The sequence below is a fragment of the Streptomyces sp. NK08204 genome (assembly GCF_020400585.1).
GTDB lineage: Bacteria > Actinomycetota > Actinomycetes > Streptomycetales > Streptomycetaceae > Streptomyces.
In genome coordinates, this window is sequence record NZ_JAINVF010000013.1 from 82,328 (window position 1) to 99,407 (window position 17,080).

Annotated in this window: 5 protein-coding genes; all 5 read left to right on the forward strand. The window is 72.2% G+C overall.

Annotation, left to right across the window (positions count from 1 at the left end):
- The first annotated feature begins 8 nt into the window (after positions 1-8).
- The 5 genes from K7G59_RS20815 to K7G59_RS20835 all read left to right on the forward strand — a co-directional run bounded on the left by K7G59_RS20815 (position 9) and on the right by K7G59_RS20835 (position 17,078).
- Complete coding sequence (locus tag K7G59_RS20815; protein WP_374114258.1) at positions 9-10,574, forward strand: SDR family NAD(P)-dependent oxidoreductase; 10,566 nt, start codon at positions 9-11, stop codon at positions 10,572-10,574.
- A gap of 35 nt (positions 10,575-10,609) precedes the next feature.
- The gene (locus K7G59_RS20820; protein WP_225836371.1) at positions 10,610-12,904 is read left to right on the forward strand and encodes a thioester reductase domain-containing protein; all 2,295 of its coding nucleotides are present in this window, start codon (positions 10,610-10,612) and stop codon (positions 12,902-12,904) included.
- Complete coding sequence (locus K7G59_RS20825) at positions 12,901-13,980, forward strand: alpha/beta hydrolase (RefSeq protein ID WP_225836373.1); 1,080 nt, start codon at positions 12,901-12,903, stop codon at positions 13,978-13,980. Before K7G59_RS20820 ends, K7G59_RS20825 begins: the two co-directional genes overlap by 4 nt.
- A gap of 485 nt (positions 13,981-14,465) precedes the next feature.
- Complete coding sequence (locus K7G59_RS20830) at positions 14,466-15,845, forward strand: cytochrome P450 (RefSeq protein WP_225836375.1); 1,380 nt, start codon at positions 14,466-14,468, stop codon at positions 15,843-15,845.
- A 192-nt stretch (positions 15,846-16,037) separates the two neighbouring features.
- Positions 16,038-17,078 (forward strand): ketoacyl-ACP synthase III family protein, encoded by a 1,041-nt coding sequence (locus tag K7G59_RS20835; protein WP_225836377.1) that lies wholly within the window; start codon positions 16,038-16,040, stop codon positions 17,076-17,078.
- Positions 17,079-17,080 lie beyond the last annotated feature (2 nt).

Here is a 17,080-nt window from a genome sequence, read left to right on the forward strand (position 1 = left end):
AGCCGGCCGTGACGGACGCGGGCGCACCGCCGAGGTGGCCGGACGGTGCGCAGCCGTGCTGGGATCCGCAGACCTACGCGCGCCTGGCCGAGGGCGGCCTCGGCTACGGCCCCGCGTTCCAGGGCGTCGCGTCGGCCGTGCGCACGGGGGACGACGAGCTGCTGGCCCGTCTTTCACTCCCGTCGCCCCAGCGCGACGACATGGAGGGATATCCGGTCCATCCGGCCTTGCTGGATGCCGCCTTGCACGTGGCGGCGGCCTTCGAGGAGCAGGGCCGAGTGCTGCTGCCGTTCTCGGTCGGACAGTACGTGCTGCGGCCCGGGGCTTCCGGGGACGTGATCGCGTCCGTCCGGCGGACAGCCGGCTCCGCGGACGAGGTCGTCCTGGACGTGCGGCTCTGGGACTCCGACGGCTTCCCCGCGGGCTGTCTGACGGATGTGCGCCTGCGCGCGGTGAACCCGTCAGATGTGCGGGGCTCCCGCGCGGACGATTGCCTCTACGAGGTGGTCTGGACCGCGGTGGTCCCCGAAACCGCCGGAGCGCAGCCGCGGGACGACAAGTGGACCGTGGCCGGGGACAGTTCACACCCGTACGCCGTTGCGGCCCGGCAGGGCCTCGAAGCGGCGGGGATCCGCACGGCCGACGCCGTGGCCGATGCCGCCGGCGAGACCCTCGTCCGCTTCTGGCCCCTGCCCGGAGCGGACACCGGCACGGCCGAGTACGTGCAGGAGCTCACCAGCGCCGGGCTCGCCGACCTCCAGTCGCTCCTCGCCCTGCCGCCGGAGCAGCTGCCTTCTCGCGTCCTCTGGGTGACCTGCGGCGCGGTTGCGACCGACGCGACAGCACCCGCCTCGGGGTTCGCCCAGTCGGCGCTGTGGGGCCTGGCCCGCACCGCGCGCTCGGAACACCCGGAGCTCGGACTTCGTCTGATCGACCTCGACGGCCTCGAGGCCGTGCGTACTCCGTGGCCCGTGCTGAGCCGGCTCGTGGCCGACTCGGACGAACCCGAACTCGCGGTGCGCGGTGACGCGTTGCTCGTCCCGCGGCTGATGCGCAGCCGGAGCGCGGACGACCGGGCGACGCCCGAGGCACGGCGCGAGCCGCTGACGGACACCGCCGCGGAGCCGCCACCGCCCGACGGCCCGGTGCCCACCGACGGCACCGTGCTGGTCACCGGTGGTCTCGGCGGGGTCGGCGTCCACATCGCACGGTGGCTCGCCTCGCGCGGAGTCGCGCGGCTGGTGCTGACCTCGCGGCGGGGCCCCGAAGACCCGCGCAGCGCCGAGGTGACCGCGGAGCTGTCCGCGCTCGGTGCCGAGGTCGAGGTGGCGGCATGCGACGTGGCGGACGCCGAGGAGCTCGCCAGGGTGATCGGCCAGGCCCGCCCGCTGCGCGGTGTCGTGCACTGCGCCGGCGTGCTGGACGACGGCGTACTCGTCGAACAGACACCGCAGCGGTTCGCCCGGGTACTGCGCCCCAAGGTGGCGGGGGCGATCAACCTGCACCACCTCACGACGGACGATCCACTGGATCTCTTCCTCCTGGTGTCGTCGGCGGCGGGGGTCGTGGGCAGCCCTGGGCAGGGCAACTACGCGGCCGCCAACGTCTTCCTCGACCGACTTGCCCACCACCGGCGGGCGCTCGGCCTGCCAGGGGTCTCGGTCTCGTTCGGCGCATGGGCCGGCACCGGCCTGGCGGCCGACCACGCCGATCTCGAGCGGATGGCGCGGCTCGGCCACGGCGCCCTGTCGCCGGATCAGGCGTGCGGGCTCGTCGAACGCTCACTGCTGCGCCGGGCGCCGCATCTGGTCGCGTGGGCTCTGGACCAGCGAGGGCTGCGCGATGCGCTGGCCCGCGAGGGCGGCGCGACCGCGCTGTGGCGGTCCTTGCTGCCTCCCGAGAAGCCCGCGCGACGGGACGACGCATTCGCGGCCCGGCTCGCCAGGCTCCCCCAGGCCGAGCGGATCGAGCGGGTGCTCGCCGTGGTGTGTGCGGAGGCGGCACGCGTGCTGGGACTCCGCTCTCCCGACGAGCTGCGCGGGGACCAGCCCCTGAGCGAGCGGGGGATGGACTCGCTGATGGCCGTCGAGCTGCGCAACCGCATCGGCGCCCGGATCGGCGCCCGGCTCTCGGCCACCTTGTTGTTCGACCACCCGACGCCGGTCCGGCTCGCGGACCACCTGGTGAGCACCGTGCTCAGGTCCGACGCCCAGGAGAGCAGGCGGGCGGCAGACCCCACGCGGCGGGAGTCCACCTCCGACGAGCCCATCGCCGTGGTCTCCATGGCCTGCCGGCTGCCGGGCGGTGCCGACGATCCCGGGGTGCTGTGGCAGGTACTCGAAGACGGCCGTGATGTCGTCGGCCCGTTCCCCGCGCAGCGCTGGAACGTCGAGTCCCTCTACGACCCCGATCCGGAGGCCGAAGGCAAGACCTACGCCCGGGAGGGCGGGTTCCTGCAGGACATCGAGACCTTCGACGCCGCCTTCTTCGGGATCACCGCGCGCGAGGCCGCGGCGATGGACCCGCAGCAGCGCCTGCTGCTGGAGACCACGTGGGAGGCGCTGGAGCGCGCCGGGATCGTGCCGGCCCAGCTCTCCGGAAGCACGACCGGCGTGTACGTCGGCATGTTCGGCAGCGACTACCTGGCGGGCTCCCGTCTCGACCAGCTGGACGGCTACGTCAGCACCGGATCCGCCCTCAGCGTGGCCTCCGGCCGGCTTGCCTACACCCTCGGGCTCCATGGCCCCGCCCTGACCGTGGACACCGCCTGTTCCTCCTCACTGGTGGCGGTGCACCTGGCCGCGCAGGCGCTGCGCTCGGGCGAGTGCGACCTGGCGTTGGCCGGCGGTGTGACGCTGATGGTGACTCCGCAGACCTTCGTGGAGTTCAGCCGCCTGCGAGGGCTGTCCCCGACGAGCCGGTGCCGGTCGTTCTCCGACGACGCGGACGGAGCCGTCTGGGCCGAGGGGGCCGGCATGGTCGTGCTCAAGCGGCTGACGGACGCGCGCCGGGACGGCGACCAGGTGCTCGCGGTGCTGCGTGGCACCGCGGTCAACCAGGACGGGCGCAGTCAGGGCCTCGCGGCACCGAACGGCCCGGCCCAGGAACAGGTCATTCGAAAGGCCCTGGATCTGTCCGGGCTGGCGCCCGCGGACATCGACTACATCGAGGCGCACGGAACCGGCACGACACTCGGCGACCCGATCGAGGCCAACGCCCTCATGTCGGTGTTCGGCGCTTCCCGCCCCACGGGCCGCCCGCTGTACCTGGGTTCCCTCAAGTCCAACATGGGCCACCTGCAAGCGGCTTCGGGCGTCGCAGGCCTGATCAAGGTCGTGCTGGCGCTGCGGCACGGGAGTCTTCCGCGCACGTTGCACGCCGAGCGACCCAGCCGCCACGTCGACTGGGACAGCGGTGAACTGCAGCTGCTCCAGGAGGATGTGGCCTGGCCGTCGGGCCCGCGACTGCGGCGGGCCGGCGTCAGCGCCTTCGGGATCAGCGGCACGAACGCGCACGTGATCGTCGAGGAAGCCCGGGAGGAGACGGCGGCCCACCAGTCCGATCCGTCCGACGGAACGGACGAGGGCACCGCGCCCCGGCAGCTGTTCGTGCTGTCGGCGCGCGACGACGCCGCCCTGCGCGGCCAGGCCACCGGTCTCGCCGCTCACCTGGGCGCACTCGGTTCCAGCGGGCCGGCACTGCGCGACATCGGCTACACCTTGGCCCGCCGCCGCAGCCACTTCGAGCGCCGCGCGGCGGTGCTGGCGAGCGACCGGGACGGTCTCCTGGCCGGCCTCGACGCGGTGGCGCAGGGCCGTGTCCACCCGGACGTCATACGGTCACCCGCGCGGGAGACACCGGCGGGCAAGGTCGCGTTCGTCTTCTCCGGGCACGGCGGTCAGTGGCCCGGCATGGGCAGCGAGCTGCTGACCGAGTCGACGGCGTTCCGGGAAGCGCTGTCGGCCTTGGACGATGCGATCCGCCGGCACGCCGGCTGGTCGGTACTGGAGGCCCTGCGCGGAGCGGCCAAGGCCCCCGATCTCGAACGCACCGACATCCTGCAGCCGGCACTGTTCGCCTTCAACGCGGCTCTGGCCGCGGCCTGGCAGTCCCTCGGAGTCTCTGCGGACGCGGTGGTCGGCCACAGCCTGGGCGAGATCGCAGCCGCATACGCGGCCGGCGCACTGAGTGCCGACGACGCCGCGGCCGTGGTGACCCGGCGCGCTCGTGCCGTCGTACCGCTGGCCGGCAGGGGCGGCCTGATCTCCGTGGAACTGCCGCTGTCCGAGGTCGAGGAGCGTCTCACCGCCTACCAGGGGCGGCTGTTCGTCGGTGCCGTGAACAGCGCGGGGTCCATCGCGGTGTCCGGCGACATCGATGCGCTGACCGGCCTTCAGGGCGAGCTCGCCGAGGAGGGGGTCCCCGTCCGGCGCCTGACGACCCCGTTCGCGTCGCACAGCCCGCTCATGGCTCCGCTGCGTGCGGAGCTGGTCTCCGAACTGTCGGAGGTGCGAGGCAGGCACACGTCGATCCCGTTCTATTCCACGGTCCTTGCGGAGCCCACCGCCGGTGACGGGCTCGACGCGGAGTACTGGTACGCGAATCTGAGCCGACCGGTGCGGTTCGCCGACACCGTACGCCGCATGCTGGAGGACGGTTACCGGTACTTCGTGGAACTGAGCCCGCATCCGACGCTCGGCGCGGCCATCGAGTCGGTCGCGCAGGAGAGCGGAGTCGCCGCGGTGAGCGTGGGCTCGCTGCGGCGCGACGCCGGCGGCCGGGACAGTCTGCTGCGTCATCTCGGCCGGCTGTACAGCGTGGGACATGAGCCCGACTGGTCGGCCCAGCATCCCACCGGTGCCCTCGCCGAACTCCCCACCTACGCCTTCGAGCGGGAGCGCTACTGGCTGACGGCTGCCCCGGCCCTGCCCTCCGGTGCGGGCCGCACACCGCTCGTCGACACGCGGATCGAGGCGAGTGACGCGCCAGGCCGGCACATCTTCCAGACCGATCTCGACACGCAGAACAGCCAGTTCGGCTACTTGCTCGATCACCGCGTGGCCGGCGAGGTGTGGCTGCCCGCGGCCGCCTTCCTGGAGATGGCGCTCGAGGCGGCCTCCGGTCTCCGGGACGGCGAGGAGGTGCGGCTGGCCGACGTCAGGTTCGAGGCACCCCTGAAGCTGCCGGCCGGGCAGGGTGTCCGGCTGCAGCTGGTCCTGCAGCCGGAACATGACGCCGGCCGGGACTTCACCATCGCCTCCACGGTGCCGAGCGAGTCGCGGTCCGGGTGGACACGGCACGTATCCGGGCGTGTCGTCCTGGGCGCCGCTGCCGAGGAGGGCGCCGGCACCCGCACCCGGCCCGGCGACGCGTGGGACGGGTCCCTCGAAGCGCTGCGCGCGCAGTGCCCCGCCGAAGCCGACCTGTCTGGTGTCTACGCCGCGCTCACCGCGCTGGGAATCGACTACGGTCCGTCCTTCCGCCGTCTGGAGCAGGGCTGGCAAGCCGAAACCACCGCGCTGGGCAGGCTGGCCGTCTCACCGCGCGGCGGGTACCTGCTGCATCCCGCGGTGCTCGACTCGGCCTTCCACACGGCCGCGCTGCCGCTGGGCGCGCCCGAGGGCCGCGCACTGGTACCCACCGGCGTGGGGCGTCTGCGGTTCTCGAAGCCGCGCACCGCACCTGCCTGGGTGGCCTGCCGACTGCGGGCCGTGGACCGGGACGCCGTCACGCTGGACCTGCTGCTGCTCGACGAGCAGGAGCAGGAAGTACTGCGCATCGAGGAGTTCGAGTTGTCCGCGCTGTCTCCGCTCGACGCGTCCCTGTACGAAGTGGAATGGCAGCCGAGGCCCACCGCGCAGGCGCAGCCTGCTCAGGGTCCCTGGTTGATCCTCGCCGACGACCGCGGGGTGGGAGCTCGGTTGAGCGCGCTGCTCGGCCCGCTGCCCCATGTGGTGGCGGTGAAGGGTGACACGTTCGCCGCCGAGGCTCCCGGCCGGTTCCGGATCGATCCGCAGAACCCGCAGCACCTGACCCGGCTGCTCGACGAGGCCTTCCCCGCAGGCGGGCCCGAGCAGGTGGTCCACCTGTTCTCGCTGGACGCCCCTGGGGTCGACTCGGTCGAGACAGCGGAGGAGGCCGCGGCACTGGGGTGTCTGAGCACCCTTCACCTCGCCCGGGTGCTCACGCAGGGCCGGCGTGGCCGGGTGCCGCGCCTCTTCCTGGTCGTACGGGGCACCCAGCCTGCCGGCGGGAGCGAGGTGACCGCGCCTGAGCAGGCGCTCGCCTGGGGGTTCGGTCTGGCCCTGGCCCAGGAGTACCCCCAGTTGGCGACGACGCTGATAGACCTGCCGCCCTCCGGTGGGGTGGACGCCCTGCTCACGCAGTTGCTGCAGGCGGACGACGAATACCTCGTCGCACTGCGCGAGTCCGGTCGCCTCGTGCCGCGCCTCGTGCGCAGCCGCCAGGACGGCGTCGGGCACGGCGAACCGGCGACTGACGGTACGTTCCTGATCACCGGAGGACTGGGCGGCCTCGGCCGCGTCGCCGCCGAGCGCCTGGTACACCGCGGCGTACGCCGCCTGGCCCTGATGACCCGCTCCGCGCCCGATGCCGAGGCGGAGAGCTGGGCCGAGGAACTGCGTGCGCGCGGCGTCACCGTGCACCTGGCTCGCGCCGATGTCGCGGATCCGCAGGGCCTCGCGGCGGCGCTGGACCGCGTCCGCGAGCTGGGTCCGATCACCGGCATCGTGCACGCCGCCGGTGTCGTCGACGACGCCACCGTGGCGAACCTGTCCGACGAACGGGTGCTGCGGGTGCTCGCCCCGAAGGTGCTGGGCACGGTTCTGCTCACCCGGCTGGTGCCCGAGGCGGAGAGCCTCGTCCTGTTCTCTTCGGTGGCGGGAGTCCTCGGCTCGGCAGGGCAGAGCCCCTACTCCGCGGCGAACGCCTTCCAGAACGCCTGGGCGCACCACCTCGCCCTGGCGGGCCGGCAGGCTCTCAGCCTCGACTGGGGCGCCTGGGCAGGTGTCGGCCTGGTCACCAAGTCCGCGACCCGGACCGAGAGCACTCGCCGGTCGGGCCTCGTCGCCTTCTCCCCCGAGGAGGGCGGCGACCTGTTCGAGCGCGTGCTGTCCATGACTGGACTCCGTCAGCTGGTTCCCGCCCGGCTCGACTGGGAGGCGTTGGCACTCGATCCGGACGTGGCCCGGTCGCGGCCGATGCTGCGGGGGCTGATCACCTCGCCGGCCGCTGGGCCGGACTCCGACGAACTGGTGGCCCGGGTGCTCGGCGCGGCGACCGCCGGTGAGCAGCGGGAGCTGCTCGAGGGTTATGTGCGGGAGATGGTCGGCGAGGTGGTGGGCGGCCTGCCGCAGGCGACCCCCACCGCCTCCCTCAAGGCGCTCGGTCTCGACTCCCTGATGACGGTGAGGCTGCGCAACTCCTTCGTCCGTGATCTCGGCGTCGAGCTGCCCACGACTGCGGCCTTCTCGGCCGCGGACATCCGAGGCCTCGCACAGCTGCTGCTCTCCGCGCTGACGGCACAGGGCAGCCCGGCCAGGCCCGCCACCGCTCCCGACGAGCGGCAGCCGGCGGGCGACGTTCCCGAGACCGAGCTGCGGCCCGCGCCCCGTGACGTGACCCGTCTGGTGCGCAGCGCACAGCAGGGCACACCGGGCTCCGCCCACGCCGTCGGCGTCGCCGTCCGACTCGGAGCGCAGGCCACCCAGGAACGCCTGACCGGCGTGCTGACCCGGCTCGCCGCACGTCACGCGGCCCTGCGCACCGCGATCGTCGCGGGTGAAGGACGCGAGCAGCAGCTGCGCATCGACAAGCACGTGCCCGCGTCGCGGCTGTTGCGCTGGACCGAGCTGGGCGACGGCGCGGAACTCGATGTCGACGCCAGGCTGCGGGCGCTCGTGGAGCAGCCGTTCGACCTCACCACCGCTCCGCTGTGGCGCTTCGAGCTGCTCGACGGCGGGGACGAGGGCCAGACGCTGCTCTTCTGCGCCCACCACAGCGTGAGCGATCTGCAGTCGCTGCTCCTGGTGACGGCCGAGATCGACGCGGAGCTCGCCGGGGCGACGCTGGGGGACGCCGTGACCAACCGCGACATCGACCTGCTGCTCGAAGCCCAGACCCAGCAGGCTCCGGCCGACGGCTCGGACGGCTCGGACGGCTCGGACGGCTCGGACGGCTCGGACGGCACGACGGACGACTGGCACGAGTCCTTCATCGGTGCCGCCCGACTCGACCTGACCCTCGCGAAGGAGCGCCCTGCCGAACGCTCGTACCGGGCCGGCAGCGTGACCCTGACGCTGCCCGACCGGCTGATGGCACGGGTGTCGGATCAGGCGAGCCGGCTCGCGATCACGCCGGCGGCGTTCTGTCTGGGCGTACTGACCGTGTTGCTCGCCCGGCGGCAGGAACGCGACCGGTTCGTCCTCGCTGTCCCCGTCGACACCCGGATCCATGCCGACGCCGACGGTGCGCTGGGGTTCTTCGGTGTGCCGGTGCCGTTCCCGGCACAGGCCGCCGGCGACGAGGCCGTCCAGGATGTGCTGCGCCGCAGCGACCGTCACCTCGAGCGAGTCCTGGCCAAGGGCGCCATGTTCTCGGACACCCTGTCGACACTCGTCGCGCAGGGGCTGTACCGGCCGAACGCGCCGCTGGTCGAGGTGTACTTCAACTACGTGCGGTCCTCGGCGGTCCGGCTCACGAATCTGGAGATCCTGCCGGCCGGCACGGGCTATTCGGATCTCGACCTGATGGTGACGATGACACCGGACGCCGGCCGGCTCCGGCTCGACTACAGCCTCGACATCCTGGACGAGGCCACCAGCACGGCGCTCGGGGAGGACTTCCTGCGGCTGCTCGCCGAGGCCGCCGAGGATCCCACCGCCCCGGCCCGTACCGGAGCCATGGTGGAGGGCCCGGCGCCCGAGCGCCCGGACACCACACCCGCTCAGCTCTGTGTCGCCGTCGCGGCGACGTTCGCGCTGGGCAACCTGCCCCTGCTGTGCCAGATGGCGCTGAGCGACAGGGCGGGCGGCGACGGGGCGGACGGCGGTGGGGCGGCGCCGGTCTCGGTCGCGGAAGCGCCCTACCACCAGGTGCTGGCAAGCCTGCAGGACCCCTCGGGGGTCTTCGCCGACCCGTCGACGGCGCTGGGCGTGGTGCTGCTCAGGGCGGCCGACCTGGAACGGTTCGGCCATGTGGACGACGCCCTTCTCGCCGAGCTCCGCACGCAGTATCCCGCCGCTCTGCGGGCCCTGTCCGAGCGGAGCAGGAAGCCGTTGATCGTCGGCTTCCTGCCCAGCGCACACCGTGACGAGCGGCTGGAGCGCTGGGAGCGTGACGTGGCGTCCGAGCTGTCGGAGCTTCCCGGCTTCGCGCTCCTGCTGCCCGACGACTGGACACGGCACCACGAGGTCGCAGAAGTCTTCGACGACAGGACGGACCAGCTGGCGCATCTGCCGTTCACGCCGCAGTTCCAGGCGGCGGTTGCGCTCACGCTGGCCGAGACGGCCGAGGCCGTGCGCCGCACGCCGCCGAAGGTGATCGCCGTGGACGGAGACGAGACGCTGTGGAGCGGTGTGGCCGGGGAAAGCGGCCCCGACGGCGTGGACCTGGGGGGTGCCCGCGCGCTGCTGGCCCGCCGACTGCTCCAGTGGCGGGACGCCGGAACCCTGCTGATGCTGGTCAGCAACAACGACGAAGCCACGGTGCGAGCGGTGCTCGACCGCCCGGAGAGCGTTCTGCGGGCTGAGCATTTCAGCGTGATCTCCGCGGAATGGGGTCGTAAGTCCGAGCGGTTGGCGCAGGCGGCGCGGACGCTCAACCTGGGCGTCGACAGTTTCCTGTTCCTCGACGACAACCCGGTCGAGATCGCCGCCGTGCGTTCGGCACTGCCCGAGGTGCTTTCGGTGACCTGCCCTGCCGTCGACGAACTGGAGTCCTTCCTGTCCCGGCTGTGGCCGCTCGTCCCGGCGGCGGCGACCGCCGAGGACTCCCTGCGCGCCGCGTTCTACGAGCAGGAGCAGCAGCGTGAGGCGGCGCGTGGGCAGGCCGGCTTCCAGGAGTTCCTCGACCAGCTGGGACTGGAGGTCGACATCCGGCCGCTGACCGGTGACGACGTGCCGCGTGCGGCACAACTCGTCCGCCGCACCAATCAGTTCACCCTGCACGCCCGGTCGGGCGACGACGGCGACCTGGAGCGCTGGCGGCAGCAGGGCGAGGTGTGGATCGCCGCAGCCCGCGACCGGTTCGGAGACTACGGCCAGATCGGGCTGGTCGCGGTCCGCCAGGACGGCGACCAGCTGGACGTCCTCGCCTGGATGCTCAGCTGCCGGGTACTGGGGCGCGGCGCCGAGGAGAGGTTCCTGCAGTGGCTGGCGGACCGGGCGGACGACCTCGACTGCGGCAAGGTGCGCCTGACGGCCTCGCAGACGCCCCGCAACATTCCGGCCCGGCGCCTGGTGGCCGCGCTCGGCGGCGGCGACCAGGACAGCAGGCTCCTGGAACTCGTGACGACTCCGGAGCACCTGCGGGCGTTCCGGTCCTGGCAGCAGTGATGGCGAACACAGACACACACGGCGAAGGGCTCCCCGTGCAGCAGAACAACGAGGACAGGCCGGCTCGGGCAGCAGATCCCGGTCAGCGGCTGATCGGCGAGGCCATCGAGCGGGGCGGAACCGCGCTCAGCGTGACGGACCTGCTCGCACGAGTGCTCCCCTCAGCGGCCCCAGCGGCCCCCCGACCGGCGGCGCGCACAGCCGCGGAGGTCGCACGGCCGAAAGACGCGGACGAACTGGCCGCGGCCATCGCCACCTTGGCCGGCCGCCACCTGGAGGCGGCGGTGGGGCCGGAGACCGACTTCTTCGAGGCGGGCGGAACGTCCGTCGGGGCAGTGGAACTGGTCGCGTCAGTGGCCCGCGAGCTCGGGGTGGAGCTCACCCTGGACGACGTGTTCGCCGACGCCCGGCCGCGGCGTCTCGCCGAGCGCTGGCTCGCAGCCAACGGAGCCGACGACTCCAAGCGGCCCACGCCCGCGCCCCGCGCCGTACGTGCCAGCACCGGGGACGACGACCTCGACCTCATCCTGGCCGACCTGGCCCTCGCCGACGACCTGCCGTGGGCGGCTCCCCCGGAGCCCGTCCCGCCCCGCCGCGTGCTGCTGACCGGAGCGACGGGTTTCCTCGGCGGCCACATGCTCCTCGATCTGCTGCGGCACAGCGACGCGCACGTGTACTGCCTGGTGCGCGCCGGCGACGAGTCGGAAGGGCTCCAGCGCCTCGGTGCGGCGCTGACCGGCTACTCACTGCCGTGGTCCGCCGAGATCCGCAGGCGGGTGAGCGTCCTGCCGGGCGACCTCCGCAAGCCGAACCTCGGCCTGACGGCCGATCGATGGAACGAGCTGGCCCAGGAGCTGGACGCGGTCGTGAGCGTGGGCGCGGCGGTGGACTTCCTGCGCGGCTACCCGTCGTTGCGGCAGAGCAACGTGCTGGGAGCGCTCGCGCTGGCGGAACTGGCGGCGGCCGGACGGCCCAAGCCGCTGCACCACATCTCGTCGATCGCGGTGTTCAACGAGGTCGGCATCGCCTCCATGGGCGAGGACGACCCCCTCGCGCACATCGACCGCCTCGTCGCCGGCTACGACAAGTCGAAGTGGGCCGCGGAGGCCGCACTGCGGCGGGCCCGTGATCACGGTCTGGTGGTCACGGTACTGCGGCCAGGCGGTATCGGCGGGCACACCAGGACAGGCGCCTACAACTCCCAGGACCTCAGCAGCGGGCTGCTCTCGGCCTTCAGCCGCTTCCGCAGCGTCCCCGCGTTCCGCTACCTCAACGCCGCCCCCGTGGACTGGGTGAGCCGAGTGGCGGTGGCCGTCATCTGTGAGCCCAGCGCCTGGGGATACAACTACAACCTGACCGGCACCCCGAACACCCTCGACGACGTCGTGCGGGACATGAGCCTGGGCGGCATGAACGTCCGGGTGCAGGACTGGGACGAGTGGCGAGCCGACACCCTGACCCGTCTCGAGGCCGAGCCGATACCCGAACTCGACTTCCTGACACGGGTGTTGCAGAGCCCGACGGCACTGAAGCTGTGCGAAGCGACGCTGACGGGACCCGCGGCCACGGGCAGGCGCACCGAGGCCTTCGTGGCCGCGCAGGGCCTCACACCCGCCGCGCGGTACGACACCCAGGCACAGCTGAAGACGTTCGAGAGGCTGGCGCACGACGGTCTCGCCCGGCTGCCCGAGCGGGCCGACACGCCGTACCTCTGGTTCTCCGAGACGATGGAGGGGAGCCTGGGTCCTGCGGGCCAACCCGCCGAGAGTGCCTGCACGCTGTCGCTGACCCTGTCGATCGCCAGCATGTACCAGCTCATCCGCGAGCGTCGGGTCGACGTCGCAGGCGAGCTCCGCTGCACTCTGATGCATGCGGAGCCGCTCGTGGTGGAGCACGGTGACCTCTGGGTCCGGCCGCAGGAGGGGATCCCGGAGCGGCACGGCCTGCGCCACCCGCTGCTCAGGTACCGGCTGACGCTGCGCGACGCAGACGGGCAGCGCTGGTGGTTGGAGGGCCGGAAGTTCGCCCGCGCCCGGCGTGATCTGTGGCGGCAGACGCGAGCACTGACCGTGGCGATCGGCCGTGCGGGCGAGCCCGCCCACCTGGCAGGTGAGGTCGTCGTGCCGGCCGAGAGCTACCTGCGCGAACAGATCGACGGCATCCGTGTGAACCCGCGCCTGTCCCCCCAGGAGCAGCGGATCGCCAAGCTGACGTGGCTGCTCTGGTTCGGCCGGGAAATCGGCATCGGACTGCTCGGCCCGTTCACCCGGGTGGGTGCGGACCTGCTCGACATACGCCGGAACCTGACACTGACGGAGCGCCCGCGATGACCCTGCGACCGCTGTACGCACGCCTCGCGGAGGCGCGCGTGGAAGAGATGCCGTTCGTCACCAAGGACGGGTTCAGGCTCGGCCTGACCCGGGTCGCCACCGACGACACCGACCGGCCCGCCGTACTGCTGCTGCACGGCCACACCGCCTCGTCCGACATGTTCCTGCTGCCCGAGACCCGCAACCTGGTCGAGGTACTGCTGGACGCGGGTTACGAGCCGTGGCTGCTGGACTGGCGCGGCAGCTGCCGCCTTCCCTACAACGAGACGGGGCGTCGGTACACCTATGACGACGTCGCCCTGTATGACATCCCCGAGGCCGTGGCGCGCATCCGGCAGCGGATCGGCACCCGGCCGCTGTTCGTGGTGGCGCACTGCATCGGCGCGCTCGCGCTGTCGATGAGCATGACCGCGGGCCTGGTGCCCGGGCTCGCCGGCGTGGTGGCGCAGGGCGTGTTCCTGACGCCGAAGCTGGCCGGACGGACCTCGCTGCGCATGACCCTGGGCAGCGAGCTGCTGCGGTCCCGCATGGACCACGTACCCGTGGACTTCCGCAAGGTCGGCTTCCGGTCGCGTCACACGTTGCTGTTCGCCCTGGCCTCCCGCAAGGCGACCTGTCCGGACCCCACCTGCCAGATCCTGCACAACTCCGCCTGGGGCATGGGGGCTTCGCTGTTCGTGCACGAGAATCTCTCGGCGGCCACGCACAACCGGCTGGCTGAGCTGATGGGCCCGGCACCCTTGTGGATCTGGCCGCATCTGCGGCGCATCGCACTGGCGCGCAGCGTCGTGCGCTGGCACCACGGTGACGACCGCTACCGCGCGCTGCCGGCGAACGCCCTCGACCAGGCCTCTCGTATCGACTGCCCCGTGCTGCTGCTGTCCGGCAGCGAGAACGGACTCTGGCTGAACTCGCAGGAGCTCTGCCACGAGGTGCTGACCGCCAGGCAGCCGCAGCTGGACGTGACCTACACCGAGGTCCCCGGCTACGGCCACCTCGACATGTTCATCGGTCGTGGCGCGGCGCTCGACGTGTTCGGACACGTCCTCGACTTCCTCGGCAGGACCGGTGACTGAGCGTCGGTGACCGAGCGAAGGACCCGCACTCCCACGCCGGCCTCGATCACGACGCAGGAGGGCACGACGCCATGGCTCGATGCGAAGTCGGACGCGCCCGGCCGACGTTCGACGACGAGGACCGCCACGACGGTGTCCCGCCGGTGCTCGTCCACCGATGGACGGCCGGCCGACACCGCTGGGACCACCGGATGGCTCACCTCGCCGCGCAGCGACGGGTGACCCGGCCGGATCTGCGTGGGTACGGCGAAAGCGACGGCAGGGCGCACACGATCGAGGAGACGGCACCTGCCCGGACGCCGTGGTCCGCCTCGTCGGCGCCGGTCACGAACCGCCGGTGGCGAGACCCGCCGCGGTGACGTCGGCGATCGACCGACTCCTCTCGGCCGGCGCGTCCGTCACCCCGTAGCGCCCGCCTCACCCAGCATCCCGAGCGTGCGCGAAATCCGGCGCGACCGCTCCTCCCTCCCTAGGAGTGCACTCTCATGTCCACGACCGTTCCGCCCGGCAAGACGTCCGCAGTGGTACCCGGGCCCGCGGGCTCGCCGCTGCTCGGCTCGATGCTCGAACTCAGGCGCGGCGCTCTCGATCTCTTCCTGGACGCGCGACGCGACTACGGTGACCTGGTCCGCTTCACCGCAGGGCCGCCCGGGCTGCGCAAGGAGATCTACGCGGTCTTCTCCGCCGAGGGCGCCCAGCAGGTCCTGGCGACCGAGGCGACCAACTTCCGCAAGGACAGCCGCTTCTACCAGGAGGTCCGGGAGACGGCGGGCAACAACCTGCTGACCAGTCAGGACGCCATATATCAGCGTCAGCGTCGGCTGCTGCAGCCGCTGTTCACACAGCGCCGGGTCGACAGCTACGCCGCGGAGATCGCCGAGGAGACCCAGGCACTGCTCACCGCCTGGGACAACGCGCCGGACGACACGGTGGAACTGGTCGAGGACATGTCGCGGCTGACCCAGCGCATCACGGTCCGCATCCTCTTCGGCGCGGACTTCGAGGCCGCCCTCGATGTCGTGGCACGCTGCTTTCCCGTCATCGGCGACTACATCCAGCGTCGGAGCTACTCGTTCGTCAGTGTGCCGCGCACCTGGCCGACGCCCATGAACCGCAGGGCCGCCGCCGCCACGGAAGAGCTGTACGCGGTGTGCGACCGGGTCATCGGAAAGCGGCGAGCGGAGGCGGACACGTCGGCGGCGGAGGACATGATCACACTGCTGGTCCAGGCTCAGAACGCGGAGGACGGCAAGCTGGACGCAGCAGAGACCCGCGACCAGGCACTGGTGTTCCTGCTCGCCGGCACCGAGACGACATCGACCTCGCTCGCCATGGCGTTGCACCTGCTGGCCCGGCACCCCGAGGCACAGGAGCGCGCCCGCGAGGAAGCCCGGCGCGTGCTGGGGACCCGTGCGCCCGTCTCCTCCGACATGGACGAACTCCGCTACCTCAGCTGGGTGGTCAAGGAGTCGATGCGTCTCTACCCGGCCGGTGCCTTCGTCACGCGAAACGCAGTCGCCGCCACCGAGATCGACGGCTACACGATTCCCGCGGGAGCCGAGGTGCTGGTCTCGCCCTGGGTGACGCAGCGGCACCCGCGCTACTGGGACGAGCCGGAACGCTTCGATCCCGAGCGGTTCACACCGGAGCGGGAGAAAGCCCGGCACCGCTATGCCTGGTTCCCCTTCGGCGGCGGCCCGCGCGCATGCATCGGCAAGCATCTGGCCATGCTGGAGGCGGTGACGGCCCTTGCGATGATCCTGCGGCAGTACGAACTGGACGCGGTGGACGAACACGTTCCCGTCACCTACGGGGTCACTCTTCGCACGGAGACCCCCGTCCGCTGCCGGCTGCGTCCCGCATAGCGCGGTTTTCGTCCGTGCGCGCGTCCGAGGTCCGGGCGCGCACGGAAAGTCCGACCGGAGGCCTGTCAGGTCTTCGGTAGCGGTACTCGGCCCGGCCCGCGAGATCGCCGCGCCCGACGGTCTCGCGCGAGCGGCCGCACTCCACCCGAGGTGGAGTCGACCACCCACCATCTAGCACGATCAGAGGTACCCATGCGTTGGGAGCAGCTCTACATCGCCGGAGTCGGCGCGTACCTTCCCGAAGCGGTCGAGAAGGCGGAAACCGCCGTCGCCGCCGGCCTGTACGCCGCCGATGCGGCGGAAGCGAACGGAATTCGCGCGGTCCGGGTCGCCCGGCCGGACGAGGCACCGCCGGTGATGGCGGCCGCGGCGGCGCGCCAGGCGGTGGCCCGCTCGGGGTGCGAGGAGGCGCAGTTCGGGCTGGTGGTGCACGCCTGCTTCGGCCACCAGGGGCAGGACTTCTGGCAGCCGGCCTCATACGTCCAGGACAACTCGGTGGGCGGCACCGGTGCGGTGGCCGAGGTGCGCCAGGGGTCCAACGGCTCGCTGATCGCCTTCGAGCTGGCGGCCTCCTGGGTGACCGCCCGCCCGGGCAGCGCCGCGCTGGTGACGGCGGGGGACTCCTTCCGCCTGCCGTACTTCGACCGCTGGACCAGCGACGACTCCCAGGTCTTCGGCGACGGCGCGGGCGCCGTGGTGCTCACCTCCAGTACCGGCTTCGCCCGGGTGCGCTCCACCGCCACGCTCTCCGACGCCACGCTGGAGCCGATCTACCGCGGCACGGCGGGCTGGTCGGCGGGACCGTTCCTGGGCGGCCGGCCGGTGGACCTGCGGGAGCGGAAGGTCGCCTATGCCGCCACGATGGAGGAGGGGGCGGAAGGCACGATCATCGCGCGGATGGGCGGCAATCTGCTCGCCATGGTCGAGACCGCGCTGCGGGACGCCGACGTCGAGCTCGCCGACATCGCGTACGTGCTTCACCCCAACACCGGCGCGCGTCTGGTGGAGAACGGCTTCTACAAGCTGCTCGGCATCGACGACACGAAGACCGTCTACGAGTGGGGGCGCGAGATCGGGCACATCGGCGCCGCCGACCAGCTGGTCAACCTGAACCACCTCGTCGAGAGCGGCCGGCCGGCTGCCGGTGACCTCGTGCTGGTCTTCGGGGTCGGTCTCGGCTTCACCTGGAGCGCGGCGGTGCTGGAGATCCTGGACGTTCCGGCCTGGGCATGAGC